Annotated in this window: 25 protein-coding genes; 10 read left to right on the top strand and 15 right to left on the bottom strand. The window is 56.9% G+C overall.

Annotated elements, in window-relative coordinates; genetic code table 11:
• Window positions 1–16 precede the first annotated feature (16 nt).
• From LCH64_RS24215 to proP, 3 genes are all read right to left on the bottom strand, one after another.
• Window positions 17–946 carry an alpha/beta hydrolase fold domain-containing protein gene (locus LCH64_RS24215; protein ID WP_226501525.1) on the bottom strand — a complete coding sequence of 310 codons (930 nt, stop codon included), beginning with the start codon at window positions 944–946 and terminating at the stop codon, window positions 17–19.
• 96 nt (window positions 947–1,042) lie between these two features.
• The gene (locus LCH64_RS24210; protein ID WP_226501517.1) at window positions 1,043–2,278 is read right to left on the bottom strand and encodes an MFS transporter; all 1,236 of its coding nucleotides are present in this window, start codon (window positions 2,276–2,278) and stop codon (window positions 1,043–1,045) included.
• 125 nt (window positions 2,279–2,403) lie between these two features.
• Complete coding sequence (gene proP / locus LCH64_RS24205; RefSeq protein WP_003224336.1) at window positions 2,404–3,906, bottom strand: glycine betaine/L-proline transporter ProP; 1,503 nt, start codon at window positions 3,904–3,906, stop codon at window positions 2,404–2,406.
• 238 nt (window positions 3,907–4,144) lie between these two features.
• On the opposite strand from proP, the gene LCH64_RS24200 reads away from it, so the two are divergent.
• Window positions 4,145–6,349 (top strand): OsmC domain/YcaO domain-containing protein, encoded by a 2,205-nt coding sequence (locus LCH64_RS24200; protein WP_226501516.1) that lies wholly within the window; start codon window positions 4,145–4,147, stop codon window positions 6,347–6,349.
• A 169-nt stretch (window positions 6,350–6,518) separates the two neighbouring features.
• Window positions 6,519–6,959 carry a hypothetical protein gene (locus LCH64_RS24195; protein ID WP_226501515.1) on the top strand — a complete coding sequence of 147 codons (441 nt, stop codon included), beginning with the start codon at window positions 6,519–6,521 and terminating at the stop codon, window positions 6,957–6,959.
• A 279-nt stretch (window positions 6,960–7,238) separates the two neighbouring features.
• Here the strand turns inward: LCH64_RS24195 and LCH64_RS24190 are convergent, their stop codons facing one another.
• Complete coding sequence (locus LCH64_RS24190) at window positions 7,239–7,520, bottom strand: hypothetical protein (RefSeq protein WP_045122746.1); 282 nt, start codon at window positions 7,518–7,520, stop codon at window positions 7,239–7,241.
• An 88-nt stretch (window positions 7,521–7,608) separates the two neighbouring features.
• Here LCH64_RS24190 and LCH64_RS24185 point away from each other — a divergent pair, with 88 nt between their 5' ends.
• On the top strand, window positions 7,609–8,097 hold the full coding sequence (locus tag LCH64_RS24185; protein WP_226501514.1) for an ATP-binding protein: 489 nt from the start codon (window positions 7,609–7,611) through the stop codon (window positions 8,095–8,097).
• 406 nt (window positions 8,098–8,503) lie between these two features.
• On the opposite strand, the gene LCH64_RS24180 is transcribed toward LCH64_RS24185, so the two are convergent.
• The gene (locus tag LCH64_RS24180) at window positions 8,504–8,980 is read right to left on the bottom strand and encodes a hypothetical protein (RefSeq protein ID WP_003224343.1); all 477 of its coding nucleotides are present in this window, start codon (window positions 8,978–8,980) and stop codon (window positions 8,504–8,506) included.
• A gap of 321 nt (window positions 8,981–9,301) precedes the next feature.
• Here LCH64_RS24180 and LCH64_RS24175 point away from each other — a divergent pair, with 321 nt between their 5' ends.
• Entirely contained in the window at window positions 9,302–11,221 is a 1,920-nt protein-coding gene (locus LCH64_RS24175) for a tyrosine-protein phosphatase (RefSeq protein ID WP_226501513.1), read from the top strand.
• A 133-nt stretch (window positions 11,222–11,354) separates the two neighbouring features.
• On the opposite strand, the gene LCH64_RS24170 is transcribed toward LCH64_RS24175, so the two are convergent.
• The 3 genes from LCH64_RS24170 to LCH64_RS24155 form a co-directional block, all read right to left on the bottom strand.
• Window positions 11,355–12,878, bottom strand: a complete 1,524-nt coding sequence (locus LCH64_RS24170; protein WP_226501512.1) for an EAL domain-containing protein — start codon at window positions 12,876–12,878, stop codon at window positions 11,355–11,357.
• A gap of 197 nt (window positions 12,879–13,075) precedes the next feature.
• Entirely contained in the window at window positions 13,076–14,056 is a 981-nt protein-coding gene (locus tag LCH64_RS24165) for an AraC family transcriptional regulator (RefSeq protein WP_226501511.1), read from the bottom strand.
• A gap of 660 nt (window positions 14,057–14,716) precedes the next feature.
• Complete coding sequence (locus LCH64_RS24155; protein ID WP_226501510.1) at window positions 14,717–15,172, bottom strand: hypothetical protein; 456 nt, start codon at window positions 15,170–15,172, stop codon at window positions 14,717–14,719.
• 279 nt (window positions 15,173–15,451) lie between these two features.
• Here LCH64_RS24155 and LCH64_RS24150 point away from each other — a divergent pair, with 279 nt between their 5' ends.
• Both LCH64_RS24150 and LCH64_RS24145 read left to right on the top strand, forming a co-directional pair.
• Window positions 15,452–15,943 carry a GNAT family N-acetyltransferase gene (locus tag LCH64_RS24150; RefSeq protein ID WP_226501509.1) on the top strand — a complete coding sequence of 164 codons (492 nt, stop codon included), beginning with the start codon at window positions 15,452–15,454 and terminating at the stop codon, window positions 15,941–15,943.
• Between the two features lie 1,401 nt (window positions 15,944–17,344).
• Window positions 17,345–17,737: an Imm41 family immunity protein gene (locus tag LCH64_RS24145; protein WP_226501508.1), complete on the top strand. Its 393-nt coding sequence runs from the start codon at window positions 17,345–17,347 to the stop codon at window positions 17,735–17,737.
• Between the two features lie 80 nt (window positions 17,738–17,817).
• On the opposite strand, the gene LCH64_RS24140 is transcribed toward LCH64_RS24145, so the two are convergent.
• Window positions 17,818–18,129, bottom strand: a complete 312-nt coding sequence (locus LCH64_RS24140; protein WP_045122409.1) for a hypothetical protein — start codon at window positions 18,127–18,129, stop codon at window positions 17,818–17,820.
• 119 nt (window positions 18,130–18,248) lie between these two features.
• Between LCH64_RS24140 and LCH64_RS24135 the strand changes: the two genes are divergently transcribed.
• Entirely contained in the window at window positions 18,249–18,881 is a 633-nt protein-coding gene (locus tag LCH64_RS24135; protein ID WP_226501507.1) for a hypothetical protein, read from the top strand.
• Between the two features lie 109 nt (window positions 18,882–18,990).
• On the opposite strand, the gene LCH64_RS24130 is transcribed toward LCH64_RS24135, so the two are convergent.
• Window positions 18,991–19,458 carry a hypothetical protein gene (locus LCH64_RS24130; RefSeq protein ID WP_226501506.1) on the bottom strand — a complete coding sequence of 156 codons (468 nt, stop codon included), beginning with the start codon at window positions 19,456–19,458 and terminating at the stop codon, window positions 18,991–18,993.
• 427 nt (window positions 19,459–19,885) lie between these two features.
• On the opposite strand from LCH64_RS24130, the gene LCH64_RS24125 reads away from it, so the two are divergent.
• From LCH64_RS24125 to LCH64_RS24115, 3 genes are all read left to right on the top strand, one after another.
• Window positions 19,886–20,245, top strand: a complete 360-nt coding sequence (locus LCH64_RS24125) for a hypothetical protein (RefSeq protein WP_226501505.1) — start codon at window positions 19,886–19,888, stop codon at window positions 20,243–20,245.
• Between the two features lie 303 nt (window positions 20,246–20,548).
• A complete protein-coding gene (locus LCH64_RS24120) occupies window positions 20,549–21,421 on the top strand; it encodes an AraC family transcriptional regulator (RefSeq protein WP_226501504.1) in 873 nt (290 codons plus the stop codon).
• A gap of 117 nt (window positions 21,422–21,538) precedes the next feature.
• On the top strand, window positions 21,539–22,807 hold the full coding sequence (locus tag LCH64_RS24115; RefSeq protein ID WP_226501503.1) for a YbiU family protein: 1,269 nt from the start codon (window positions 21,539–21,541) through the stop codon (window positions 22,805–22,807).
• A 183-nt stretch (window positions 22,808–22,990) separates the two neighbouring features.
• On the opposite strand, the gene LCH64_RS24110 is transcribed toward LCH64_RS24115, so the two are convergent.
• From LCH64_RS24110 to LCH64_RS24090, 5 genes are all read right to left on the bottom strand, one after another.
• Complete coding sequence (locus LCH64_RS24110; protein ID WP_226501502.1) at window positions 22,991–23,512, bottom strand: hypothetical protein; 522 nt, start codon at window positions 23,510–23,512, stop codon at window positions 22,991–22,993.
• A 68-nt stretch (window positions 23,513–23,580) separates the two neighbouring features.
• Entirely contained in the window at window positions 23,581–23,799 is a 219-nt protein-coding gene (locus LCH64_RS24105) for a hypothetical protein (protein ID WP_226501501.1), read from the bottom strand.
• 339 nt (window positions 23,800–24,138) lie between these two features.
• Window positions 24,139–24,381, bottom strand: coding sequence for a hypothetical protein (locus LCH64_RS24100; protein WP_226501500.1), 243 nt, complete (start codon window positions 24,379–24,381; stop codon window positions 24,139–24,141).
• Between the two features lie 218 nt (window positions 24,382–24,599).
• Entirely contained in the window at window positions 24,600–25,154 is a 555-nt protein-coding gene (locus LCH64_RS24095) for a hypothetical protein (protein ID WP_226501499.1), read from the bottom strand.
• Window positions 25,142–25,573, bottom strand: coding sequence for a VOC family protein (locus tag LCH64_RS24090; protein WP_226501498.1), 432 nt, complete (start codon window positions 25,571–25,573; stop codon window positions 25,142–25,144). The genes LCH64_RS24095 and LCH64_RS24090 overlap by 13 nt, the downstream gene beginning before the upstream one ends.
• Window positions 25,574–25,758 lie beyond the last annotated feature (185 nt).

The raw sequence follows: 25,758 nt of genomic DNA, 5'->3' as shown, positions 1-25,758 counted from the left end.
ATCACTAATTCAGGTGCTAACTGAGTGTTTTTGCCTCGATCTGGCGTGAAAGCCACGCCCGACTGTAGGCAAGAACACGTCTGGCCATGTCAGTCGGGAAATGGATAAAGCCATGGGCGGAAGAGGGCAGCAGATGTACTTCAACCGGCGCAGAATGCTGCCAGCGCTCAGCCAGTTCGAGCGTGTCGTCGCGTAGCGGATCCAGTTCACCGGTGAACATCAGTGCCGGCGGCAACCCGCTGAAGTCGCCGTACAGCGGGGAAAGCGGTGCCTGTCGGCGTTGCTCATCGCTCAATCCCGGTGTCAGCAAGCGCAGCGCCTGGGCCATGCCCGGGCCGTCGAGCACCAAAGTTTCAGCAGTTGCTGCGTGCACGCTCGGAGTACCCGCGAGGTCGTAGACACCGTAAAAAAGCAGCGCACCGCGGACCCGCTGCAGCAAACCGGGTGATGATTTGAGCGCCAACAGCGTTGCGGCGGCCAGGTGCGCGCCCGCCGATTCGCCGACAACGATCACCGGCAGGCCGGCGAACTCTGTGCAGTCGTCGCTCAGCAGCCAGCGAGCGGCGCAGAGGCAGTCCTCCATCAGCCCCTCAACCGGCGTATCGACCGCCAACCGATAGTCGACCGAGACCACGGCGACATTGCAGTCCTTGACCATGGCGATGTTGAGGTCGTCGTTCATCTGTGCATTGCCAATCACCCAGCCGCCACCGTGGTAATCGAGCACCACGCCTTGAGCGTTTCCTTGCGGGCGGATGATTCGGACGGGCACTGAAGCACCTTGCGAATAAACCACTGTGTTTTGCGCTTGAAGGTCATGCTTGACCGGCTTGTCCGCGCTGACAATCTGACTGGCACGCAGCAGCCCTTGGACCAGACGTGGCGTCAGTCGATTGCGGATGCGAAACCGTGGCAGCCAGGCGAGCTTGCGGTTAAAGCGTTGCATCTGCGCCAGATCACTGTCGCTGAACTCAAGCGTGTTATTGGCCAAATTCCTTCCTCGAGTCAGGGGCTGTTGCGCAGGATCGAAAAATTGCGCCTCTCAAACCGTGGCGATAACTGCGTCGCGTCTGTCTGCCAATGTCTCGGGCACTGCCAGCCACAAAAGCATAAACGCCAGCCCGGCAATCACCGCCAGGGTCAGAAACGCCGCGTTGTATCCGGCCTCTTGTAACACAATCCCCGCGACACTACTGCTCAATGCCGCGCCCAGGCCAAACACGGTCGAAAGGGCGCCGAGGCTGATGTTGAAGTGTCCGGTGCCCAGGGTCAGGTCTTTCACTACAACCGGGAACAGCGCGCCGAAGATCCCCGCGCCGATGCCGTCGAGCATCTGTACTCCCACCAGCCAGTAAGGATCTGCGGACAAGGTATAGAGCACGCCGCGCAACGGCAGAATCAGGAAGCCTGCGAGCAGCAGCGGCTTGCGTCCCCACACATCGGCCTTGGCTCCGACCAGCAACGCGACCGGCACCATGACCAGTTGCGCGGCGACGATGCAGGCCGAGGTCAGTGGCGTCGCCATCTGCAGATTGACCTGCGCCAGTTTCTGGCTCACCAGTGGCAGCATCGCCGCGTTCGCCAGGTGGAAGAGGGCACAACAGATGGCGAACATCAGCAACGCCTTGTTGGTCAGCAGCACCGCCAATCCCGAAGGCGCCTTGGCGTGTGTAGCGTCGCTGGGGTCAAGGCCTCGGGCGAGATCATGGTTGATCGCGTTGGCATCGACGAAGCTCACGGCGATCACACTGCATAGCGCCATGACCGCCATCAGATAAAACACCGCCACCGGCCCGAACAGGTAGGAAAAACCACCGGCCAGCAGCGCCGCGCAGGCGTTGCCGGCATGGTTGAAGGTCTCGTTGCGTCCGGTGCGCCGAGTGAACGCTCGTGGGCCGGTGATGCCGAGGGTGATCGCCGAAATGGCCGGGGCGAACACCGACGCCGCGGCGGCGCTCAAGGCTTGAGTAATCGCCACCAGACTGAAGGAGGTGACGAAGGGCAACACCAGACAGCTGCCGGTCACCAGTAACGCGGCAACCGCAATCACCGCCCGCTTACTCCGGGTGTTGTCGACGAGGGCCCCGGCGGGTGTCTGGGTGACAAGCGCGGCGACCCCGGCGAGGGTCATCACCAACCCGATGCTGGCCGGCTCCCAGTGGTGAACCGCCAACAGGTAAATCGCCAGATATGGCCCTAGCCCGTCGCGCACATCGGCGAGGAAGAAATTGAGGCTGTCCAGCGAGAGCTTGTTGCGACGATCGGAGTGATTATCCACGCTGGCACCTTTGGTATCGAGGTCGCGCGAAAGGGCGCAACCTCCGTCAAACAATGCGGATTTGGTTGCACGCGGCGCCTATGTGGCCACTCGACTCCGATTCGAGTGACCACGCCGCGTACTCATTAGTTGATCCGTGGATGCTGCTGCACCAACTCCTTGCGCTTGGCTTCCAGCTCAGCGATTTCGGCGTCGATGTCCTCGATTTTCTGCTCGATGTTGTCGTGGTGTTCCTTGAGCAGTTCCTTGGCTTCTTCAAGGTCCGACGCGGCCGGTGCGGCACCACGCAGCGGTTTGTTGGCGGTTTCCTTCATGGTCACGCCGGTGATCAGGCCGACCACAGCAATCACCATCAGGTAGTAAGCCGGCATGTACAGATTGTTGGTGCTTTCCACCAGCCAGGCCACGGCGGTCGGCGTCAGGCCGGCAATCAGTACCGAGACGTTGAACGCGGCGGCCAGTGCACTGTAGCGGATGTGCGTGGGGAACATTGCCGGCAGAGTCGAGGCCATGACGCCGATGAAGAAGTTCAGCAACACCGCGAGGATCAGCAAGCCGGAAAAGATCAGGCCGATCTTGCCGCTGTTAATCAGCATGAACGCCGGAATCGCCAGCAGGAACAGACCGATGCTGCCAACCACAATGAAGGGTTTGCGGCCAATTTTATCGCTGATAAAACCAATCGCTGGCTGCACGAATAGCATGCCGACCATGATCGCGATGATGATCAGCACGCCACGGTTTTCGCTGTAGTGCAGGTTGTGCGACAGATAGCTCGGCATGTAGGTCAGCAGCATGTAATAGGTGACATTGGTCACCGCCACTACGCCGATACAAGTCATCAGGCTGCGCCAGTGTTTGGTCGCAACTTCCTTGAACGAAACTTTCGGACCTCCCGCCAGACCTTCGCGATCACCTTCCTCGAGTTTCTCGACATGCTGTTGAAACGCCGGTGTCTCTTCCAGTGCATGACGCAGATAGAGGCCGATCATGCCCAGTGGCAGCGCAAGGAAGAACGGCAGGCGCCAGCCCCATTCAAGGAATTTCTCTTCGCCGATGATCGTCGAAATCAGCACCACCACACCGGCGCCGAGGACGAAACCGGCAATCGAGCCGAAGTCCAGCCAACTGCCGAGGAAGCCGCGTTTACGGTCGGGCGCGTATTCGGCGACGAAGATCGACGCGCCGGTGTATTCGCCGCCGACCGAGAAACCCTGAGCCATTTTCGCCAGTAACAACAAGATCGGCGCCCAGATACCGATCGACTCGTAGGACGGAATCAGGCCGATGGCGAAGGTGCTCAGCGACATGATCACAATGGTCGCGGCGAGGACTTTCTGGCGTCCGTACTTGTCGCCCAGGGCGCCGAAGAACAAACCACCCAATGGACGGATCAGAAACGGCACCGAGAAGGTCGCCAGGGCAGCAATCATTTGCACGCCAGGATCGGCGCCGGGGAAGAAGATCTTGCCCAGCGCGTAGGCGACGAAGCCGTACACGCCGAAGTCAAACCATTCCATGGCGTTGCCCAGTGCGGCGGCGGTGATCGCCTTGCGCATCTTGGCGTCGTCGACAATGGTGATGTCTTTCAATCCGATGGGATTGACGGTGTTTTTCCTTGATTTCATGCGGGTCACTCATAGCTGAACGGATTCGATGCCATTGTTTTGCTGGCATAGGCTCTTTCCGTCAGATACAAGAAGACACGAAAAAATTCACTGCTCAGAGCATTTTTGTCGCTCGCCTGTGCCAATGCCCGGCGCAACGCGGCCGCCCACACGGCGGCGATTACGCAAAAGCACAAGACGTCAGGCTGAAAACCCGGATAATGGCCGCCAATTCGTTTCTGCTCTCTGGTAAACCCGCATGGAAATCAAGGTCAACTTTCTCGACAACCTTCGACTTGAAGCCAAGTTCGACGACTTCACGGTGATCGCTGATCAGCCCATTCGCTACAAGGGTGATGGCTCGGCACCGGGGCCGTTCGACTACTTCCTGGCGTCGTCGGCCTTGTGCGCGGCTTACTTCGTGAAGCTGTACTGCGAAACCCGCAACATCCCGACCGACAATATTCGCCTGTCGCAGAACAACATCGTCGACCCGGAAAACCGCTACAACCAGATCTTCAAGATCCAGGTCGAACTGCCGGCAGACATTTCCGAGAAGGATCGTCTGGGCATCCTGCGTTCGATTGATCGCTGCACGGTGAAGAAGGTTGTGCAGACCGGCCCCGAGTTCGTGATCGAAGAAGTCGAGAACCTCGACGCCGATGCGCAAGCGCTGCTGATGCCGCACTCGACCTCTGAAGCGGGTACCTACATCGCCGGTAAAGATCTGCCGCTGGAACAGACCATCGTCAATATGTCGGGGATTCTCGCCGATCTGGGGATGAAGATCGAAATCGCCTCGTGGCGCAACATCGTGCCCAACGTCTGGTCGCTGCACATCCGCGATGCGCATTCGCCGATGTGTTTCACCAACGGCAAGGGCGCGACCAAAGAGGGCGCACTGGCCTCGGCACTGGGCGAGTTCATCGAGCGCCTGAACTGCAACTTCTTCTACAACGACCAGTTCTGGGGCGAGGACATCGCCACCGCCGAGTTCGTGCATTACCCGAACGAGCGCTGGTTCAAGCCCGGCCCGAAAGATGAACTGCCGGCAGAGATTCTCGACCAATACTGCCTCGACATTTACAACCGCGACGGCGAGCTCAAGGGCTCGCACCTGTTCGACACCAACTCCGGTAACACCCAGCGCGGTATCTGCTCACTGCCGTTCGTGCGCCAGTCGGATGGTGAAGTGGTGTACTTCCCGTCCAACCTCATCGAAAACCTGTTCCTGAGCAACGGCATGAGCGCTGGCAACACTTTGGCTGAAGCGCAGGTGCAGTGTCTGTCGGAGATCTTCGAGCGCGCGGTCAAACGCGAAATTCTCGAAGGCGAGATGGCTTTGCCCGACGTGCCGCAGGAAGTGCTGGAGAAGTACCCAAGCATTCTCGCCGGGATCAAAGGGCTGGAAGAGCAGGGCTTCCCGGTGCTGGTCAAGGATGCGTCGCTGGGCGGTGAATTCCCGGTGATGTGCGTGACCCTGATGAACCCGCGCACCGGTGGTGTGTTCGCCTCGTTCGGCGCGCATCCAAGCCTGGAAGTGGCGCTGGAGCGCAGCCTGACCGAATTGCTGCAGGGCCGCAGCTTCGAAGGCTTGAACGATCTGCCGCAGCCGACTTTCTCGGGCCAGGCAGTGACCGAACCGAACAACTTCGTCGAACACTTCATCGACTCCAGCGGTGTGGTGTCGTGGCGCTTCTTCAGCGCCAAGTCTGACTTCGAATTCGTAGAATGGGACTTCTCAGGTCAAGGCGAAAACTCCAACGCCGAAGAAGCCGCAACCCTGTTCGGCATCCTTGAAGACATGGGCAAAGAAGCCTACATGGCGGTCTACGACGACCTCGGCGCCAATGCCTGCCGGATCCTGGTGCCGGACTACTCGGAAATCTATCCGGTGGACGACCTGATCTGGGACAACACCAACAAGGCCCTGCAATTTCGCGCCGACATCCTCAACCTGCACAGTCTGAGCAAGGTCGGCCTGCGCAACCTCGCTCAAGGCCTGGAAAACAGCGAGCTGGATGATTACACCGACATCACCACGCTGATCGGCATCGAGTTCGACGACAACACGCCGTGGGGCAAGCTGACCATTCTGGAACTGCGCCTGCTGATCTACCTCGCCCTGCAGAAATTCGAGCAGGCCAAGGATCTGGTCGAAGCCTTCCTGCAGTACAACGACAACACCGTCGAGCGCGGCCTGTTCTATCAGGCGGTGAACGTGTGTCTGGAAATGGAGCTGGACGAAGACCTGGAACTGGCCGACTACGAGGCCAACTTCCGCCGCATGTTCGGCGACGAGCGCATGGACGCGGCGATTGGTTCGGTCAACGGCAGTGTGCGTTTCTACGGCCTGACGCCGACCAGCATGAAGCTCGAAGGGCTGGACCGTCACCTGCGTCTGATCGACAGCTATAAGAAGCTGCACGCGGCACGGGCTAATGCGATGGCGTTGAATCGCTGATAGCGGATGGTCACTTTTGCTGAGTAAACCTGTAGTGAGGGGATTTATCCCCGATGGCGCGCGAAGCGGGCCCGGCTTTCAACCGATCAAGAAGCGGCCTGCTGCGCAGTCCATCGGGGATAAATCCCCTCGCCACGGGTGAGTGTTCTGGGGACATGGAGATACAAGGATGGAAGAGAAGGTCGTGAAGTCGAAGCTGGTCAACTTTCTGGTGGCTGACGTCGAGGTGGATTACGAAGGTGTCGGCGATTTCTACGATGTTGCCGGCAGTGGCAATGTCAGCGCGTTGGCCGGTGTGCTGGAGGGGTTCAAAGAGGTGTACGGCGGGCTGTGGGTCGGCGGCAAAATGACCCTGACCAATACCGCTGTGTACCTGAATGCCAACGCCATGAACCGCATGGTTCAGGACGGCACACTGGACATCAGAGTGCCGCTGGGGATGATCCGCAAGGTCACGCTTGAAGGTGGCTTCATCACCAAAATCGTCTGCCTGGATACGGATGCTGGCAGCATTCTGTTCCGTTGTTATGGGGCGAAGGACATCGTTGCACTGATCGAAAAGTCGATCCAGCCACGGGTTTCGACGTCGGTGCTCAAGCGAGGAGCCTGATTCGATCGTCAGGCCGTTCGCCAATCTCACCCGCAGCGAAAAAACTGTGCGAGCCAGCCGCTAATTCTGAGTCCACTGCACAACCCCATGTGGGAGCGAGCCTGCTCGCGAAGAGGGCGTGTCAGTCGCTATCGCCTTGGCTGACAGATCGCATTCGCGAGCAGGCTCGCTCCCACGTTGGATCTCTGGCAGCCGCCAATCCTGAATCCACCCAATAACCCTGTAGGAGCTGGCTTGCCAGCGATGGGGCCGTGTCAGCCAACATCATTATCGGCGCCCTCAGCGTTTGCACTGCGCCTGCACAACCTGGCAGGTGTTCGGCGTACCTCCGGAGCGGCTCGCATAACGCATGCAGTTATTCAGTGATTTCTTGCGCGCCATGCTCAAGGTATCGCCCCAGGCCAGACCCCCTTCGCCGGAAGTGGGTACGGCTTTGGCGTAGCAGTTCGAACCGTTGGTGGCGTAGCGCTTGCTTGAACATCCCGCGGTCAGCGCCAGGGTGGTGGCGAGCAGGGTGAGCAGCAGCCATGAGGTGCATCGGCGTACGTTTGTTGCAGTCATCACGGTTCCCCGCTGGGTCAGGCGCATTGATTGCCTGTCTGTCAGGCGTTGGGCATTATCCAGCAATCGACATAAGGAAGCGTCCCCAATGCGTGCACCCACACTACACCTGATGTGCGGCAAGATCGCCTCGGGCAAATCCACACTGGCCCAATCACTGGCTGAGCAGCACGGCGCGCTTGTGCTCAGTGAAGATCAGTGGTTGTCGCGGCTGTATCCGGAGCAGATCAAATCCGTGGCGGATTACGTTCGATGTGCGCGGCAGATTCGTGGGGTGCTGGGGCCGTTGGTGATCGATGTGCTGACGGCCGGGGTGAGTGTGGTGCTGGATTTTCCGGCCAATACCGTGGCGGATCGGCAGTGGCTGCGAGGGCTGGCGGATACTGCAAAAGTGCCGCACTGCCTGCACTATCTCGCGGTGGATGACGATACTTGCCGCACCCGGCTGCATGCACGCAACGCGCTGGCCGAACATGAGTTTGCGGCGTCGGATGCAGAGTTTGATTTGATCTCCAGCTACTTTCAGGTGCCGGAATCGGGCGAGGAGCTGGAGATTGTCATGCACCGAAATCGCTAGCAGGCTAGCTCCCACTTTGAATCTCTGGCAGCCGCCAATCCTGAGCTCACCGCAAAAAACTATGGGAGCTGGCTTGCCAGCGATAGGGCCGTGTCAGTCGCCATCACTTTGGCAGGCTCGCCCCAATCGCCAGCAGGCCAGTTCCCACAATGATCTCTACCGCCTGATCCACGGAGAGACTCGTGGTGTCGAGCTGAAGGATCGGCTGCGTCCAGGCTTCACATTCGTGATTCACAACAGAAGACCAGCTCGGGGGAGTCAGTCCCGTTATGTCTGATTGCCGATGCTCAACCCGGCGACGATGCTCAAGTCGGTCTGAGCAAATCACTTCGATGTTGAGCAACGGCTCCCGAGCGAGCCGCGATGTCGGCCCACGTCGCGTGCAGAAGTGGATGAAGAACTCGACTTACAAAGCCCACATCCGGACCAGTGCAAATTTCAGATCCACACTGACGCATGTCTGGCCATCCACCCATTCATCTTCGCGAAGGCGCCGTCCGGTATTGGTTTCGCGCTCGCCTTTGGCGATGACCAGGACGAACAGGCGGGTCGGACATTCGAAAGAGCGCAACCGGTCAACATCGGCCCGCACCGACCAATCGCCTTCCAGGCACTTGGCCTGCGAGACATCGCCCAGACATTTGATTTCGGCGACCATCCTTGCCGCGCCGTTGTCGTCCAATGAGTACAGGTCTGCCTTGCGTCGGTCGCCTATCGGCAGATCCGTCCAGATCTCGACCTCATCTTCGAACCAGGCTTGCAGACTGATCTGTGCCTGAATCCAATGCTCGCGGCAACTGTTGAGTTGCAGCACTTGCTCAAGATTCTTTTCCATCCCGCGAAAGGCGCGCTCGAATAAACCGAGCCATTGAGTGGTGTCCATTTCACATTTCCTGTGTCAGTCCATTTGGGGGGAGGGATTATGGACGGAATCTCCTTCAACCGAAAACTCCACATTCATCACCGAACCCTGTAGGAGTGAGCCTGCTCGCGATAGCGGTATATCTCTGACATTTACGTTGTCTGACACACCGCTATCGCGAGCAGGCTCACTCCTACAGTGGCTCTCCGGCAGATACGGACAAAAAACGCAGCCCACGGCCCAATCGCGCAGGCATTTGCGTGCGCAGTCGTTCTGTCATATTCAGTATCAGTTGATTGCAGATAGTAGCCAGCCCAACGCTAATTCCAATGAGGCTGCACTGTGTTCCAACGTCTTGTGTGTTCGCTGTCCGTTCTGAGCCTGTCCATCGCCGCTGCCCACGCTGCCGAGCCCGTCGCGCTCGACACGCCGCGCCTGAAAAGCATCGACAACTTCCGTGACGTCGCCGGCCTCACCACCGCCTATACCACGGCCCATGACGGCACGATGCGTGGCGGCGTGTTCTACCGTTCCAACGCGATCACGCCGTCGGCGGCGGATCTGGCGACGCTCAACAGCCTGGGCATCAAAGCCGTCTACGACCTGCGCACCCCGAGCGAAATCGCCGCCACGCCGGACACGATGCTGACCGGCGCGACCTACCAGAACATCGACATCATCGGCAGCACCACCTCGGGTGCGAACATCACCACCGTGTCGTTCAAAAGCGCGGCCGACGCCATTGCCATGATGGAACAGACCAACCGTGCCTTCGTCAGCGACGCCGGGATGCGCGGTCAGTTCGGCAAGCTGTTCAACGAACTGGCCACCACCGACGGTGCGCAGCTGTTCCACTGCACCGCCGGCAAGGACCGCACCGGCTGGACCGCCGCTGTGTTGCAGAGCATCGCCGGGGTCGATAACGCGACCATCATGGCCAACTATCTGGCGACCAATGACTACACTGCCGCCCGCGTCGCCGCGACTCTTAAAGCAATGCCGCCAAGCATGGCCTCGGTCTACGCGCCGTTGCTCGGCGTGCAGGCAAGCTATCTGCAGGCCGGGCTCGATGAAGTCACCGCCGAATACGGCAGCATGGACAACTACCTCAAACAAGGCCTCGGTCTGTCGCAGGCAACTATCTACGTGCTGCGCGGCAAACTGGTTGAGTACAACAGTCTGCCGGGTCAGGCCGGGTTGATTGGCAACGCCGCTGCCGGTGCCGAATTGTTGCGCGAGTTGCAGAACACCAGCCTGTCCGGCACCTACAGCGCCTACAACTACTACCTGCAATCGGCGATCGACGCCGGCACTCTCGGCGGTGTTGAATCCCAGGTCGGCGGTCAGGTTCACGCTGACGCCGCCAGCTACCTGCTGCGGCAGAATGCGCTGATCGAGCAAGCCGCCGCGCCTTACGCCAGCGGCACCGATCTGAAAGTCGGCCAATACCGGTTGTGGACCACAGCGCTCGCCGGATACCTCGGCACCGACGGCTCGTCCCACGCCGAGAGCAGCAACGAACACAGCCAGGGCCTGATGGTCGGCATCACCCAGCGCTTCTCCGAACAACTCAGCGCGCGCGGCGGTTTCGGCTACAGCAAAGGCACCGTCGGCGGCGCGGGTGGCGAGGCCGATACCGACTTCACCTTCTTCAACCTCGGCGCGCGCTACGGCTTCACCAGCCTGGAACGCGGCTTGTTCGTCGACGCCAACGCCAGCGCCGGCTACGTCGATTACGACAGCAAGCGCGAACTGGGCGGCGGCCTCGGCACCGCCAAGGGCGACACCCACGGCAACCTCACCGGCGCGACGCTGGCGCTGGGTTACCGCGCACCGGTCAACGGCATGATCCTCGAACCAAGCCTCGGCCTGCGCCTCAGCCACCTAGACCTCGAAGGCTTCAAAGAGAAGGGCAGCGAACTGTCCCTCGACGTCGACGACAACACCGCCACCCGCCGCAGCGCCGTCGCCAACCTCAACGTGGCGTTCGCCCCGGTCACGATGGGCGCCTGGCAACTGGTGCCGGGCGTACAAGTCGGCTACGAACGCACCCTGGGCAACAACGACGTCAACAGCCAGAGCCATCTGCTGGGCCTCGACATCGAACAGCGCGCCGCCTTCGACAACCGCGACCAGTTCAGCGGCGGCGTCAACCTGATGGCCAGCCTCGGCGCCGTCAGCGTCGGCGCGGAAGTCGGTGCCAGCGGCGGTGGTGACAGCCACGGTTTCACTGGCAGCCTGAAGGCCAGTTACGCGTTCTAAAGAAGGGGAGGACTAACAAGTCAGGGATGACCTCAATCCTCAAGGCACCCCAAAAACAGAAGGTGCCCCCCGAACCTGTGGCGAGGGAGCTTGCTCCCGCTGGGCCGCGAAGCGGCCCTGAAAACAAGCCTTGTCAAACACACCCAACCAGCTCGCCGACCTGACCATTCAGTTCCGCAATCCCCCCATACCGCTCCCCAACAAACCCCACAAACTCCCCTGCAGGCATCGGCTTCGCAAACAACCACCCCTGCCCGAAATCCACGCCACGACTGCGCAAATAATCCAGCTGCGCCTCCGTCTCAATCCCTTCAGCCACCAGCTTCAAGCGCAAACTCTTGGCCATGTCGATGATGTGCGCGGTCACCGAACTCGCCTCCGGATCACGCCCGATAGTGTCGACAAACGACTTATCGATCTTCAACACATCCAGCGGCAGCTGCTGCAAATGCTGCAGGCTGGAAAACCCGGTGCCGAAATCATCGATGGCCGCCAGATGCCCCAATTCGCGTGCCTGATTCACTGTCTGCCGCGCCGATTCGATCTGCACAAAACCGCGCTCCGTGGCCTCCAGCCAGATCTGGCTCGGCCACACATCAGCCTTGCTCATGGCCGACTTGAGCCGTGGCAGGAAACGCCCGCTGCTGATATCCGCCGCCGCCAGATTGATCGCCACATGCAGGCTGCGTTCTTTCACCAGCAGCGGCCCGAGATCCTGCATGACGTGATCGATCACCTGATCAGTGATCGGCAGAATCAGCCCACTCTGCTCAGCCAGCGGAATGAACAGATCGGGCCGCACCAGGCTGCCGTCCGGATGCCGCCAGCGCACCAGCGCTTCGGCCCCGACACAGGCGCCATCGCTCAAATCAATGATCGGCTGATAGTGCACGATGAACTCACGATTACGCACCGCCAGTTCCAGCTCGGCCAGTGGCGACAACCGCTTGCGCGTACGCCGCACAATCACCAGCGCAAGCATCCCGGCAATCAACCCGCCGATCGGCAGCAACAGCATCTCCCGGCGCACCAGACCTTGCAGCAACTCATGACGCGACACCGCCGCAATCGCCACCCAGTCACCGCTGTGCACCAACGTATACAGATAACCGTCCTCCAGCGCCGAAGCGGGGCCCAGGTGCACCCGACTCATGAAGCGCTCCGCCCCCGGCCGCGACACGCCGACCAGTTGCCCGGCAGCGGTGCCGACCATCAAATGCACATCGTCCTCAACCAACACCTGCAAAAACTGCTCAGGGTCGACCAGCACATTGAACGCCGCATACTGCAGCGCCATCATCGGCTTGGCCGGCACGATCCGCGCCTGCACGCCGAGCGACACGCGCACCCCGTCAGCGGTGACAAAATCTTCCTTCCACGGCGTCACCCGATGGCCCACCGGCCCCCAAGAGCCACAGGCATACACCTCTTCCTCGACATAGCCGATCGACTTCACCGCAAACGTGTTGATCGTCAGTAGACGCATCTCGTCGATGCTCTCCGGCGTGCACGGCGCAAGGCTCGACGCGGCGACGCTCTTCAGCACTCCGGCGGCTTCTTGGAAAGTATTGTTGGCGCGGCTGGACGCCACGCTGGCCAGCGATTCGAGACGTTGCTGCGCCGCTGCCAGGTTCAACACCCAGGCGACGTAACCCATCAAAAGTACTGGAAGCAAGACACACGGAAGGCCCAGGAGAATGCTCCCCCAGACAATGCGTTTTTTGTTCATTTGACGCCACCTTGGCCCACGGCCCGTGACGTGCGGCTGCACGGCTGTTAATCAGCGACCACAGATTAGCGCTGGCGCCATCGACCGATCTTGCCGCAGATCAATACTCCTGACGCCTACGCCTGTCAGCGTCGCGGGCGCGCGCCCGAGCGCAAATCCGCCGGACTCACCCCATACGCCTGCTGAAAATACTGACAAAACCGCCCGACATTACTGAAGCCAAAGCGCAGCGCCACCTCCGTCACCGACGCCGAATGCCGCTGCCCCAGCGCCTCGAAAGCCCGCTCCAATCGCACCTGCCGCTGATACGCCACAATCGACATCCCGACAAACCGCCGAAACCCATCCTGCAATGCGCGCTGACTGACATTGCTCAACCGCGCCAACTCCACGCCGCTCACCAACTGCTCCGGATGCGCCTGAATAAACTCCACCGCCAACTTCACATGCCGCGGCGCCACCCTCGGCGCGGGCTGGCGCAACGCCTCGGTAAAATTGTGCGGCCACGCCTCCAGCACCGCATCAATCAACATTTCACGCAACCGCGAGGGCATCAGCGTGCCGCTGTTGAGCAACAGATCAAACTCCGTCCCCGTCGCCAGATCAATCAACGCCTTGATCCCCTGAAACGCCGCCGTGTGCAGATCCACCACCGGCTCAAACACAATCTTCTGCACAATCGGTCGCCCCAACAACGCCGCCAACCGCTCCGTCAGCTGCCCACGATTCACAGAAATCCCGTGCTGCGCATGATTGTCGAGAAACCGCATCGAACGGATATCCGCCTTATCAATCGCCAACCCCACTTGGGCCACGCCGACGGACTCGGTGCGGTGGTTGAACACAATCTTGCCGGCCGTGGGGATCACAAACGTGATCTCAGCCTGCGGGTCGGGGAAGGTGACGGTGAAATCGCCGTGGTAATGCATGCGCCGGAAACTGACGCCGTCGTGTCTGCCGTAGACGCCGCCGATGATGATGTTGGAGGGGAGTGGCGGAGAGTCGGCGTAGCGATTGCCGAAGAGCCGGGAGAAGAGGGCGCCGAAGTCTTCGGAGTGGAGGTTTTCGGAGCGGAGGATGATTTTTTGGCGGGGGCTTGGGGACACCTTGGGGGGGCACCTTGGGTTGGGGGGCTCTTGGGTAAGGGAATCAGGAAGGCGGAGGGGAGGTTAGCAGGTTGGGGGTGACAGGTTTGTGACGGAGGGGAATCACTGGAGATAGGTCCCCTTTAGTCCAATAGCTGCCTCTCATTTCGGCAGCAATGGGCAGGTGAAGACTGCATCTTATGACTGAGTATTGGTGCAATTCAGGGGGGGCATTTCTTCATTGAGAGCCTTAGTCGCTGCCATTCATTCCAGCAGTCCTCGGCAACTAAATCCCGGAAATCACGTTCGCTCTCCATATCCAGGGCGACATCGAATGAACTGCAACACACTTCGCGTGATCACGGATTTAGAGTGCCTCGGACTCTGTAAGTGGGGAGCCTTTGTTCGTTTCGGCGCTTTGCAAAACCACCGAAAGCGCCGGAATGAATACAACGCAAAGCTGTTCCGTCATCTGTTGCTTGCCTCAATTGTGCGAGAAGGCCGAAAGATTACGCTGGTTGCTTAATCACGACTATTGGCCAAGAGCATCCATCGCCTGATGCCAGTTTTGGGTCGATTGCGGCCTCGAGCTGCAGGTAGATAGATTGTATTTACGTTAAATTGCCGACACAAAAAAAGCCCACTTTGCGGGCTTTTTTCGTACGCGGGGTAAAGTGCTAGTTACTTGTTCCGCATTAGCACATACGCTTCACCGCCGTTGCGGTCATGCTGAAGAATAAAGTTGTTGTCCTGGATACGCACCTTCGATGGCACACGATCTGATACCGGCGTTTGCGAGTAAGTCTGCGCAGCACTTAGCAGTTGGCGGGTCAGGCTGTCGTCGGGTTGCTTCGGAGTGGTAACGACGCATTCCTTTTCGGAAAGTTGCACGGCGAGGTTTTTGTCTGCGGTGAAACCGATGCGCGTGAAGCCCATGTCCTGGAGGTCGTTGATGCCGAACCGCTTGGCCGCTTCAGCAGAGCCGGCGAATGAGGGGGCGGTCTTCAGACAGATGTCGACGAAGGCTTCGATGGCCTTGGAGGTGACAGGCGTCGATACGGTTGGCGTTGCAGTGGTGCAGCTGGCGAGGATTAACAGGCTGGACAAGGCGAGTGTGCGGAATAAAGTATTGGACATGAGGCGGGGATCCTTCCATTTAAAATTCGGAGTGCAGGCGTGGGCTGAGCGGCGCCGGAACGGACCGCCTGCGAATGGTAAATTAAAATGGAATACGGGGTTTACGACTTTGTGAACCCCTACGTTTGCTGGCAGTGCGCTCGCGACGTGAACCGGTGTGCACCTGGGCCAGCCTGACGACGGTCGGAAAATTCGCTTACCAACAGATTGCATAACAGCGACAGGCAATAGCCTCTCGATTTCGGTACTAGCATCGGCCACTCCATCCAAGTGCATACGATGAAAGAGATTCCCGACAACATCAACTTTTCAGGCTTGACGGCCCGTCGGCTAGAGCCAAATGACCGTGAGATCATTTGTGTGCGCCGCGAAACGATGTTCCTTGAGGCGGGAGGAGACCCGTCGGAGTTGCGGGTGATGACTGAGCACTTCCGGCCCTGGTTGCACCAACGCCTATCCGATGGCTGCTACTACGGTTTTGCGCTGCTGGACACAGGGCAGCCTGTGGCGGCGATAGGTCTGATGAATATTGACTGGCCACCTCATCCGTCCCATCCGACCTTAGACCAGCGCGGCTATGTGCTAAACGTTTTCGTCGAACCCGCTTACTGGCGCCGAGGCCTGGCTTCAGCCCTGATGAAGTTGGCTGAAGCCGAGTTTGCCCAGCGCGGAATGAGTTTTGCCGTGCTACACGCGACCAAGGCCGGCAAGCCGGTGTATGAAGGACTGGGCTGGGCGGCCACCTCTGAGATGGCGAAAACCGTTTCGTGATTTGACGGTCTCTCTCAGGAACCCGGTCGCCGTTTCCAGCCGTTGATGAAAGGCTGCTGCGGGTCGATTTTGGTCAGTCGTGACAGGCAGATAATGGCCGGTTGCTGCCTGTCGCGACCGGCCGAAAACGACCCTTCATAGACGTTGTCAGTGCACTGAGCATCTAGTAAAAAGGTCATCTCCAGTTCCAGGGACTGAAACGAATTTATGATTACTGGCTATGGTCAACGCGTTTGTAATCGATGCGGCGAGTCAATTACTGCTTACTGTCCATCAATTGAAACGCTAGCGATCATCGGGGTATTCCACGAAAAGGGTCATCAGGCAGTAGTAGATGAAATAGTCCGCCGAGAAAATATTGATCCGGATGTTGTCTGGGAGTATTTCCACCATCGGATGAAACCCCTGTGCGAGCAAAAGCTTGCCCACTGCTCATTCTGCGGAGGGCAGTTGAGGACTTGGCGTGCGCGTCAATGCATGCACTGTTTTAGAGACTGGCACTGACGCACAGCGATTATCGAGCTGAGTCTTCATGTTCTTAACCGCATTCTGACGATTTCTGACTGACCGCTTCTGGCCAACAGCGGTCGCTTGCCGATGTCCGCTTCTGGCCGATTTTTGTCTGTCGCCACCGTCAGCTTTGGGTCGAAAGTCTTCGTTCGGTAACCACATCGGAACCTCGCTACTCCCCGCAGGATCGGGTGATAGCGTGGAGATGTGAATCGACTGAGTCGTTGCGTGTTTAACAGATCGCCATCCTGGAAGCGGCTACTTTAGTGGAGATGGAAGTGGACATTGACTGTCTATTAAAAAAAAGGCAACTGAACGTGCAAGAGCAAAATGCTCTTGTGGCCCATACACTCATGGTAACCGCCAAAGCTTGGCTGGCCAGAGGGGTCCCTCTCGCCTTAAAAAACTATGGCGAGTCGAAAGGCGTTAGATGGTCAGAAACCGTCGTACTCGACCTTGAAGTTGACTTTCCCGGAATGCCACGCCTTTATGGTCTTTTGCTCACTCACGCAGAGCGGTTCATAGAGTTTGAAATTGATACCGATAGCACTCATAGGTACGTGGAATCGGTGAGTCAATGGGAGGATGTTTCTGCTAATCAGGACTACGCGTCCCGAAAGCGCGGCACTGGAAAGGGCTTCGCAGCAATTGCTCTCCAGGTGAGGCGCGAACTTCTATGCGGCGTTTAGGTGTGAATCACTGAAGCTGAGACTCCATTGTTGATCGTAAGCCGCATTCAATGAGTGGCAGCTTTCGGCCAAAAGCTGTCGCTGAGAACGCTTCTTTAGTGCCAGGAAATAGTAGAAGGCTAGTGGTTAGGCTATTCGCTTTTAGAGAGCACTCTCGCTACCCTGCGAAGCTGCCAAGACATATGAGAAGGGATTTACCTCGATGGATGCTCATTCTGTAATCGCTAGAAATTCTTCTGACTGCGAGGAATACGACGACTATTCGTTTATAGGGCGATTACACGAAGAATCAATCTGGGCTCACGATGACTACTGGATGCTGGAGTGGGCGCTATATCAACTCGCAATGGGCAAAAGCCCCTCCCAAGAGCTCTCTAGGCGGATTTTCCGCATATTCAGTTACACCTTTCTGTTATTGGGCTGCCACTTAGATCGTCGAGACAGCTTCAGGATTGAAAACCTCAAAAGTAAGGAGGTTTACGATCTTCGTGAAAGAATGCAGCTGGTTTTTGAAGGTTTTTTCGCTGGTAGAATGCCGGCAACCAGCATTTTTTCCGACCCCAATCCTCTGCTCGTCTCCAACCATCAAAGTTGACTGTTTCGGGGCGGTTTCAGCCGGTCGAGACAGGCTGAAATCGGCCAGAAGCTGCCTCCCAGAAAGCTAACGCTAAGTGGTCACTCGTCAAACAAGGTCCAGCCATGGCAAATGCCGGCAAAGTCTTTTGCCGTAAAAAATAATGTCAGTTCCTTTGGGTCAAATTCTTTGTAAAGCCAATGCCCAGAAATCGGTCCTCTCGTTATCACGTATTCCAAGCGGTATTTTTGAACAGGTCCAAAACTGAAGGAGCGTGAATTCAACTCAAACCTGTCACCTCTGTTGAGCGCCCATAGCTTTTCAACAAGGCAGTCATCAAGCACCACCTCTCCCGCTACCTCAACGAGATACTTTGAATGAAGTTTCTGTTGAAGCCTAACGCTTCTGGCCATACATCAACCTACCTATGAGCAGTCCGAGCATCGGCACAATAATACTGGAACATGATGATGTCCGCTTTGGGTTGAAAAAAGTTAGCCTTGGGCGTCCGCTATCGGAAAGAGCGGACGTTTTGAGTCGAGAAATCAAATTCATCCCCTTTTTCGTCCGCATTGGTACGATCTGTTTACCGTGCCGTTACCCTTCAGCGAGCGTCGAACTTGTCGATAACGTGTTCGGCGACTCACGCGGACTTCAGCGCTTTCCCGCCCGGCGTTCCCTTGATCCTCTATCGTTAAATGGAATTCCTATGCATCACCGCATCCATGCCGCTTACCATCAAGCGAAATTTAGCCGTAGCCCTTGTGCCTGGTTGTTTATCGACGGCGTACCTATCGAGGAGTGGCTGAACTGTCACCTCGAATACCCGAGTCTGGAACTCCACGGTCTTTCATTGATGTGGCTGCTGGACGAGGAAGAAGACGCGCTCGCCAAACGGCGTTTCGAGCCTGCAGAGGACGGCACATCGACGCCGGTTCCGCTGCTGGTCTGTGGCGATGACATGGACTTCGATTGCTTTGTGCTGATGACCGAACAGGTGATTGACGGAGAGATTCTGCATTGGCGACGTTTTGGGGTGAGCGTGTCCGACGGCCTGGAAGTCGGTATTACCACTCGATGGGACGCCGAGAGTCGCCCTGTCAGTTTTTCCCTTGGGGAGTTTCGCGAAGCGCTGGAGGAGTTTTACAGGCTGATGAAAGCCTGAACAAAAAAGGGGACAGGTTGCTGCCAGGCATCAGGAGGCGTTCGCAACGGCCGCTTCTTGGCGACAGTCTGGAGTTCGACTTAATCCGCTTTCGGTCCTTGGCTACCGCTCATGAAGTAGTGTCCCAATAGAAATGGATGTACTCATCTTCATATTCCGCGAACAGTGAAACGATGAACTCCGTTTTCATTGAATACATCAACAACGCGCCGATGAAACCGTTCGGCTCATGCAGCGGTTGTTTGATCGGAGCGATCAAGTCCCGTGCCTGATCCGCGACCATCTGATTAAAAACCGCTTCCGAAATTGCCTCAAACCTGGCGTCGGAAACGTAGCCCGAGAAGTAGCTTTCTCTTTCTGGGTGCCAATCTACGCATTCGGCATGAAGCCAGAATTTCAATCCGTTTTCCCTTTGCTGTTTGGGCGCGCGGGTTATGCGAATGGTCTCTTCAGAGTCGGGGTATTGAAAGGCGACTGCTGGATAGGTGACGTAATAGAGACCGCGACAACCACTGCGCGCGCTCCAATAAGTCATTTCTTCCTTAGAGAGTTGATCAAAATCGCTTCTGTTGAACATGGAAAACCTGATGCGTAAATGGGAACGAGTTTATTTTTAAGAAAACGGGTCCGTTTTTGTAGGGATCTGCCTTAGGGGGAAGGCGACAGATTGAAGGTCGATAAACGCCAACGTTTAATATACATCTGCAGACACTCTCCCAGGCTACACATCCTTGCGCCATTGCCTACAGCTACGCCAGAATCCGCCGGCTTGTGCGCCTTGGGGGTGGGTTCTATTGTAGTTCGGTCGCTGAATGTTCAGTGATCGGGTTTAGCAGCTCGCCAATTTTCAAGGCACGCAGGTTTCGCCATGACGTTATGGTGGCTTTGCGTGGGGCACTTCGGTGCGCCGGGATCCTTGAGCCTGGTCTGCTAACCCGCGTAAAGCCGCCACCTCTTCGTTTAGCAGCGATGACTGACGGCTCCATTTCTCAAGGAGCTTCACCATGAAAAAACCAACACCGAACCCGCCCGAAACCGACTCAATCTCCCCCTACGAATCCATCGATTCCAGAAAACTCCACGAAGCCGCCGACCGCGCGCTCGACCATTATCTCTGTCCGCCCGGTTCCACGCCGCTGCCACGTAAAAAACGCGGGATGTATGCCGTGACGGCGGACAACAAAACCGAAGAGCTGCTGGTCGATGCCAGTGAAACACTCGCTTCGGCCAAAACCCTCGCGCAGAACGTCGCCAGCCTGTTGCCGGTGTCACAGCGTCACGCGCTGGCGGGGATTGCTCAATTGATCATGCTCGGGGAGTTGGCGGTGAACCGGGCGTTGGATGATCTGGAATTGCCGGGTTGATGCGGAGCAGGGCTGACAGCTGTAACCATGGCACATGCGCGGTTTCTGTTGCCTGATGTTCCGCTATCGCCAGCAGGCTGGCTCCCACAGGGTTTTGTGTTGGTCATTGACTGCTCGCCAACGCAGCAAGCTCCTTTCTTCGAGTAGTACTGGATGCAACGCGAGCTATCAAAAGAGCATGTGTCCAGCTCGAAGTAGTTGAGAGCAGCCAGCTCTTTCTCGACCCATTCGCGCCTTGAGGGTTTCTATTCCGGTGATACGATCGTGGCGTGCCACTCACGCCACAGAGCAGAATCGGTCACCATGAAACCCAGTTTCGAGAAAATCCCCACCGAAGCCACTGTCTCCTGGACGCTGCTTAACCGGCGCCTGCCAGAGGCGATTCCGTTTGAATGGCATCACCATCCCGAGTACGAGCTGACGCTGACATTGAACAGCCTTGGCCATCGGTACATCGGCAATGACGTCGCGCCTTACGATGACGGCGATCTGATTCTGGTTGGGCCGAATGTGCCGCATAGCTGGTCGTCGGCGGAGCGGGTCGACCCTGGTCAACCGCATGTGGCGTTGGTGATCTGGTTTTCGGCGGCGTGGGCGGAGTCGCTGGTGACGTTGTTTCCGGAGCTGGGTTCGCTACGGCAATTGCTCGCGGCGGCGCAGCAGGCGTTGAGTTTCGGTGCGGCAGCGTCGCGGGAGATTCGCCCGCTGATCGAGGCGATGGTCGAGCAGGAGCCGTCCGAGCGTTTGATCGCGTTGCTAATGGTGTTGAACAAACTGACGCGGGACGTTGATGCTAGGCGAATCCTGTCGGCGCCGGTCTCGCCGGTTGGCAGCCAGATTGCCGAAGACCCGCGTATCCATCGGGTTCTCGATTACGTTCACGGTCACTACACCCAGGCCATCAGCGTTCCGGCGTTGGCTGAGATGGCGTGCGTCAGTGTGTCGGCATTCCATCGGATGTTCCGCCGTCATACGCACTGCACGGCGCTGGACTACATCGTGCGCCTGAGAGTCGGACACGCCTGTGCGTTGTTGATGCAAGGGCATACGACAGTTTCGCTGATCGCCGAGGAAGTGGGTTATTCGTCGCTGGCGCTGTTCAATCGCCAGTTCAAGGCTCTGAAGGGGCTGACCCCTTCGGAGTTTCGTCGTCAGCACGGTCATCACTTTCAGTAAGCAGCGCGCCGCTACAACGCCACAATCGTATTACTCGACGCGGCAAATCAGGCTGCCGCCGCCGAAGTCGAAAATGCTTCCATACCTGCACCCACAACAAGGTCTGCAGGTCCCACGATGAGCAAATACCAGGCATTCGAGAGCGCAACGCTTCCGGAGAATTACCGCGACAGTATCGTCAAAATGAAACGCACCTTGCGCGCGCAGATTGGCGATGTGCAGGGGCTGTTTGCCGAGGTCAGTGAGTTTATTGCCGGCGAGATTGCGTCGATCAAACAGCAGGAAGCGCAGACGGGTTCCGGTTGGCCGGTGCTGGAGTTCGCTGAGATCGCCGCCGGTAAAGTGACTGCCGAGCGTTTGGCCTTGATCAAGCGTCGGGGTTGCGTGGTGATCCGCAATCACTTCCCCCGCGAGCAGGTGCTGCAGTGGGACCAGGGCTTGCTGGATTACCTCGACAGGAACCGGTTCGATGCGGTTTACCGTGGGCCGCTCGACCAGTTTTTCGGCAATCTGGAGGCGTCGCGGCCGGAGATTTTTCCGATCTACTGGTCGGCGTCGCAGATGCAGCTGCGCCAGGATCAGCGGATGGGCACGGCGCAGGCGTTTCTCAATCGATTGTGGAAGACGCATTCGCACGGTCAGGACTGGTTCAATCCTGACATCAACGCGCTGTATCCGGATCGGGTGCGCCGGCGTCCGCCGGGCACACACTCAAAAGGCCTTGGGCCGCACACCGATTCCGGGGCGCTGGAGCGCTGGCTGCATCCGGCGTATCTGAAAGTCTTCGACAAAATCTACAGCAACGACTTTGCGGCCTACGACCCGTGGGATGCGGCGTTTCGTACCGAGGTGGATGAATACGCCTACAGGGACACGGTCAAGTGCTCGGCGTTTCGCACGTTTCAGGGCTGGACTGCGCTGTCGGATATGCAGGCTGATCAAGGCGTGCTGCACACCTTGCCGATCCCCAAGGCGATGGCCTACCTGCTGCTGCGGCCGCTGCTCGATGATGTGCCAGATGACGAATTGTGTGGAGTGGCGCCGGGCAAGGTGCTGCCTGTGTCGGCGCACTGGCATCCGCTATTGGTGGAGGGGCTAAGTCCGATTCCGGATGTGCAGGCCGGCGATTCGGTGTGGTGGCATTGCGATGTGATCCATAGCGTCGCGCCAGTGCAGAACCAGCAGGGCTGGGGCAACGTGATGTACGTGCCGGCAACGCCGATGTGTCCGAAGAATCTGCGCTATGCGCGGGATGTGTTCAGAGCGTTTGAGCAGGGGGCTTCGCCGGATGATTTTCCGCGTGAGGATTATGAGCGGTCGTGGGTGGAGCGTTTTGGTGTGGAGAGTCTGAATTCGCTGGGGCGTGCGGGGCTTGGGCTGGAGTAGGTATTTGGAAATTGAGGCCGATTCGCGGACCCTCGGGACGGTGCGATGTTTCGCTAAACCTTTCGCCATGGGTGTTGTGTTGTCTGGTTGCTGGCGGTGGTCTCGGGTAGTTTGTTGGCTGAGCTGGCGCTTTCGCGAGCAGTTACTTCAGGTTATTCCTTGCTTCGGTGCTATCTAAAAACACTAAGGTTTTTTAAACATCAGCTCTGTCATTTTCGTGGTTGGAATGATCAATGACTTTGTGTAATAGACTTTGTATCCGTACGCCGTAATGCGTACCTTGCAGGGTATGAAAGCTTTATTGGCTAGAAGCGGTCGGACGGCTTCGTAATCATTCAGATCGAGTTGCGTCCCATCGGGTCTTGTATTGTAAAAAACAAGTTCTGAAGTGAAAGTGTAATTTGGTCTGGTTTGGCTGCTCGCATTCACCAGACCTTCAGTCTTTACATTGATTGAATGCTCGGACGAAAAATCCATATCGCCGTCTAACGAGCAGATCAATGTCGGTGTAAGCTGATTGGCGCTTTCGTAGTCGTTGAAGGCATTGGGCAAGTCCACTGTTGAAGTGAATTTCACAGCAAAAAGATTATTCGGGCCTAATTCAAAGGAAGACAAGGTAAGGTCTGCGGGCGGGATGTTGGCTGTTTTTACACAGCCAGCGCAGAGAAGTAATGTCAGGTAGATGAAGCCGCGATATTGATTCATTGACCGAAAACCATTGATGTAATCAAAAATCAGATCGAGCGCTGATTTTGCAAAAGAGGAGGTCGGAGTTATCTGATTTGAAACAGGCGGGAGATCGCGGTCATGGCCTTGTCTCCGTCAGCTTCATAGAGATCGAACAGGCGCGTTTGGTCGCTCAGATGATGAAGTCGAAAATGGTTATAGAACGCTTGGCCCAAGCGCTGATTATCGAATGTTCCACGTTCCCAAAGAGATAAAAACTCTTGGTACGCAACGCGCTCAATTTCCAATCTCGGCATGCTTTCCATATACACATCCATTTATTTCAGCGATGACCAAATCCTACTGATGCCGGACAGATGCGGCAATGCGCGTTTTGGGGCGATTTTTAATCATCCGATCTGGCTTTGGAGTTTTTACACACTCTGGACCGAAAGGCGCCCGTTCCGAATGACTGCTGCCGGCCAAAAGCGGACGGAATGGTGTTTATGTAGTATTTGCCTCTCCCTCTCCCTTCTAGATCAGGTACCTGCTGTCTAGCCACCACTCCACGTCTTCAGCAAGATCTGTAACACGCCCGTTTGCTATTGGGAAAACGACTGAGCGTACTGCCGCACGACCAGTATACCGATATAGGAAGGCTTAACTCACTCGATCTTTATGGAACCTACTGAAGTCAAATACTTCAATGACTTTTCACTAAAAAATTCAGTTGAGTCAAGAACATAAATTGAACTCCACAGTGGCGGCAACCCAATTTCTTCCATGTAAATAGAAAAATCAACGAAAGCGTCCCTGCCAATGGCTTCAATATTGAACCAAGTGGCTTCGCACTCATCGCACACGTGCAAAATTTCTCCCGTTGTACGCACTTCGGCTTTAAGTACCACGCCTTGCTCATCGCATCTCGGACAAATCATTTTTCATCCCATTAAATTTTTCGGTTTACCAGCATTGGGCGAGCGTTTACGAAGTCGGTCGTTTGTGAGTGGCAGTTATCGGCCAAAAGCGGCCAGTCATCAAAGTCCCAAAAATGTCCCAAGGCGAATATCTAGTCACATCAATCGGGCCCGTCATTGTGAGCAAGGCTAGAGGTTTCAACCATTTGCTAGCCGGAGGTAATCGCAAATAGATTTTTGCACAAATAGGCATCCTCTCTTGGGATGAAATCTTCGGGGCTTTCATTGCAGGAAAAAGCTTCGAAAACGTGGTTAATAATTTTTTTTGCTTGGTCCGTAGTAAGGACACGAATGTCTATCAGGTCAAGAAGAGCATCGGCTATCTCGTTTAAACTAATGCAGTATTCTTCAGCGGCAACCCTAAGCAGCGCTCGCATCTCCCTATATTTACTACCTGAATCTACATTGTTTTTCAGAAACTCAAGTGGCTCTTCCAGAATTTCAAAAGGATAAATCTTTTGATACCTGTCGCAGTATTCTATAAGGATCCGCCTAACCTTCACGCCATCAAATTTTTGAGAGCTAGCCCCTAACAGTGCATTAATTTTCGTATTAGCTATCCAGCTTTTCATCGCGAAATTTACCTTGCTTAGCGCTTCTTTAAGAGACGTCGACTGGCGGATCTTGGCCGATTGCTGTCTGTCGTGAAGGGCTGCACCGGCACAAAGCTGACGGTAGGCTTTGCTCAGTTTCAGATTGAGCAATCCGGTCTCTCCCCCAACCGCTCTACCAACCTTACGAGATAACCGTCGGGATCCTGGACGATGAATTCGCGCTGGCCTACTTCTACATTATCAGCCCGATACCAGGTGTCTTTGCATTCTCGATAGAGTGCAAATCCAGCCAGATCAAGTTTTTGGATGATGGGTGCGACAGCCTCAACATCAATCTGTAGGTTGATGCCCCTTCCAAACGGCTTAATCAACGGCGCAGCAAGCCATTGTCCCGCGTCCGAATCAATCTGCTCAAGCATCACTTGAGCACCATTCAAATCAAGGTATGCAAATCCGTCTTCCGGGCGTTGATAAGCTATTTTAAACCCTAAGCAAGAAACCCAAAAAGCTAGGCTGCTATCCAGGTTGGTGACCATTAACTCCGGAACCAGTTTGTTACGCTCGAACATGAGATGACTTCCATTTCAAAATGCTAATTCGTGCAGGCGGCAGGTTCTGCACTTATGGCTTCGATGCCGCGACGTGATCGTGGCGAGCCCGATGATGCATGTTCGGGTTGGAATTATCGAGTCGCGTTGAGTGGCAGCTTTTGGCCGAAAGCAGACTTAGGTAAGCGTCCGCTATCGGATAGAGC

The sequence above is a fragment of the Pseudomonas sp. MWU16-30322 genome (genome assembly GCF_020515535.1).
Lineage (GTDB): Bacteria > Pseudomonadota > Gammaproteobacteria > Pseudomonadales > Pseudomonadaceae > Aquipseudomonas > Aquipseudomonas fluorescens_H.
The sequence above is the reverse complement of the archived record's forward strand: the minus strand, read 5'-3'. Positions and strand labels throughout refer to the sequence as shown.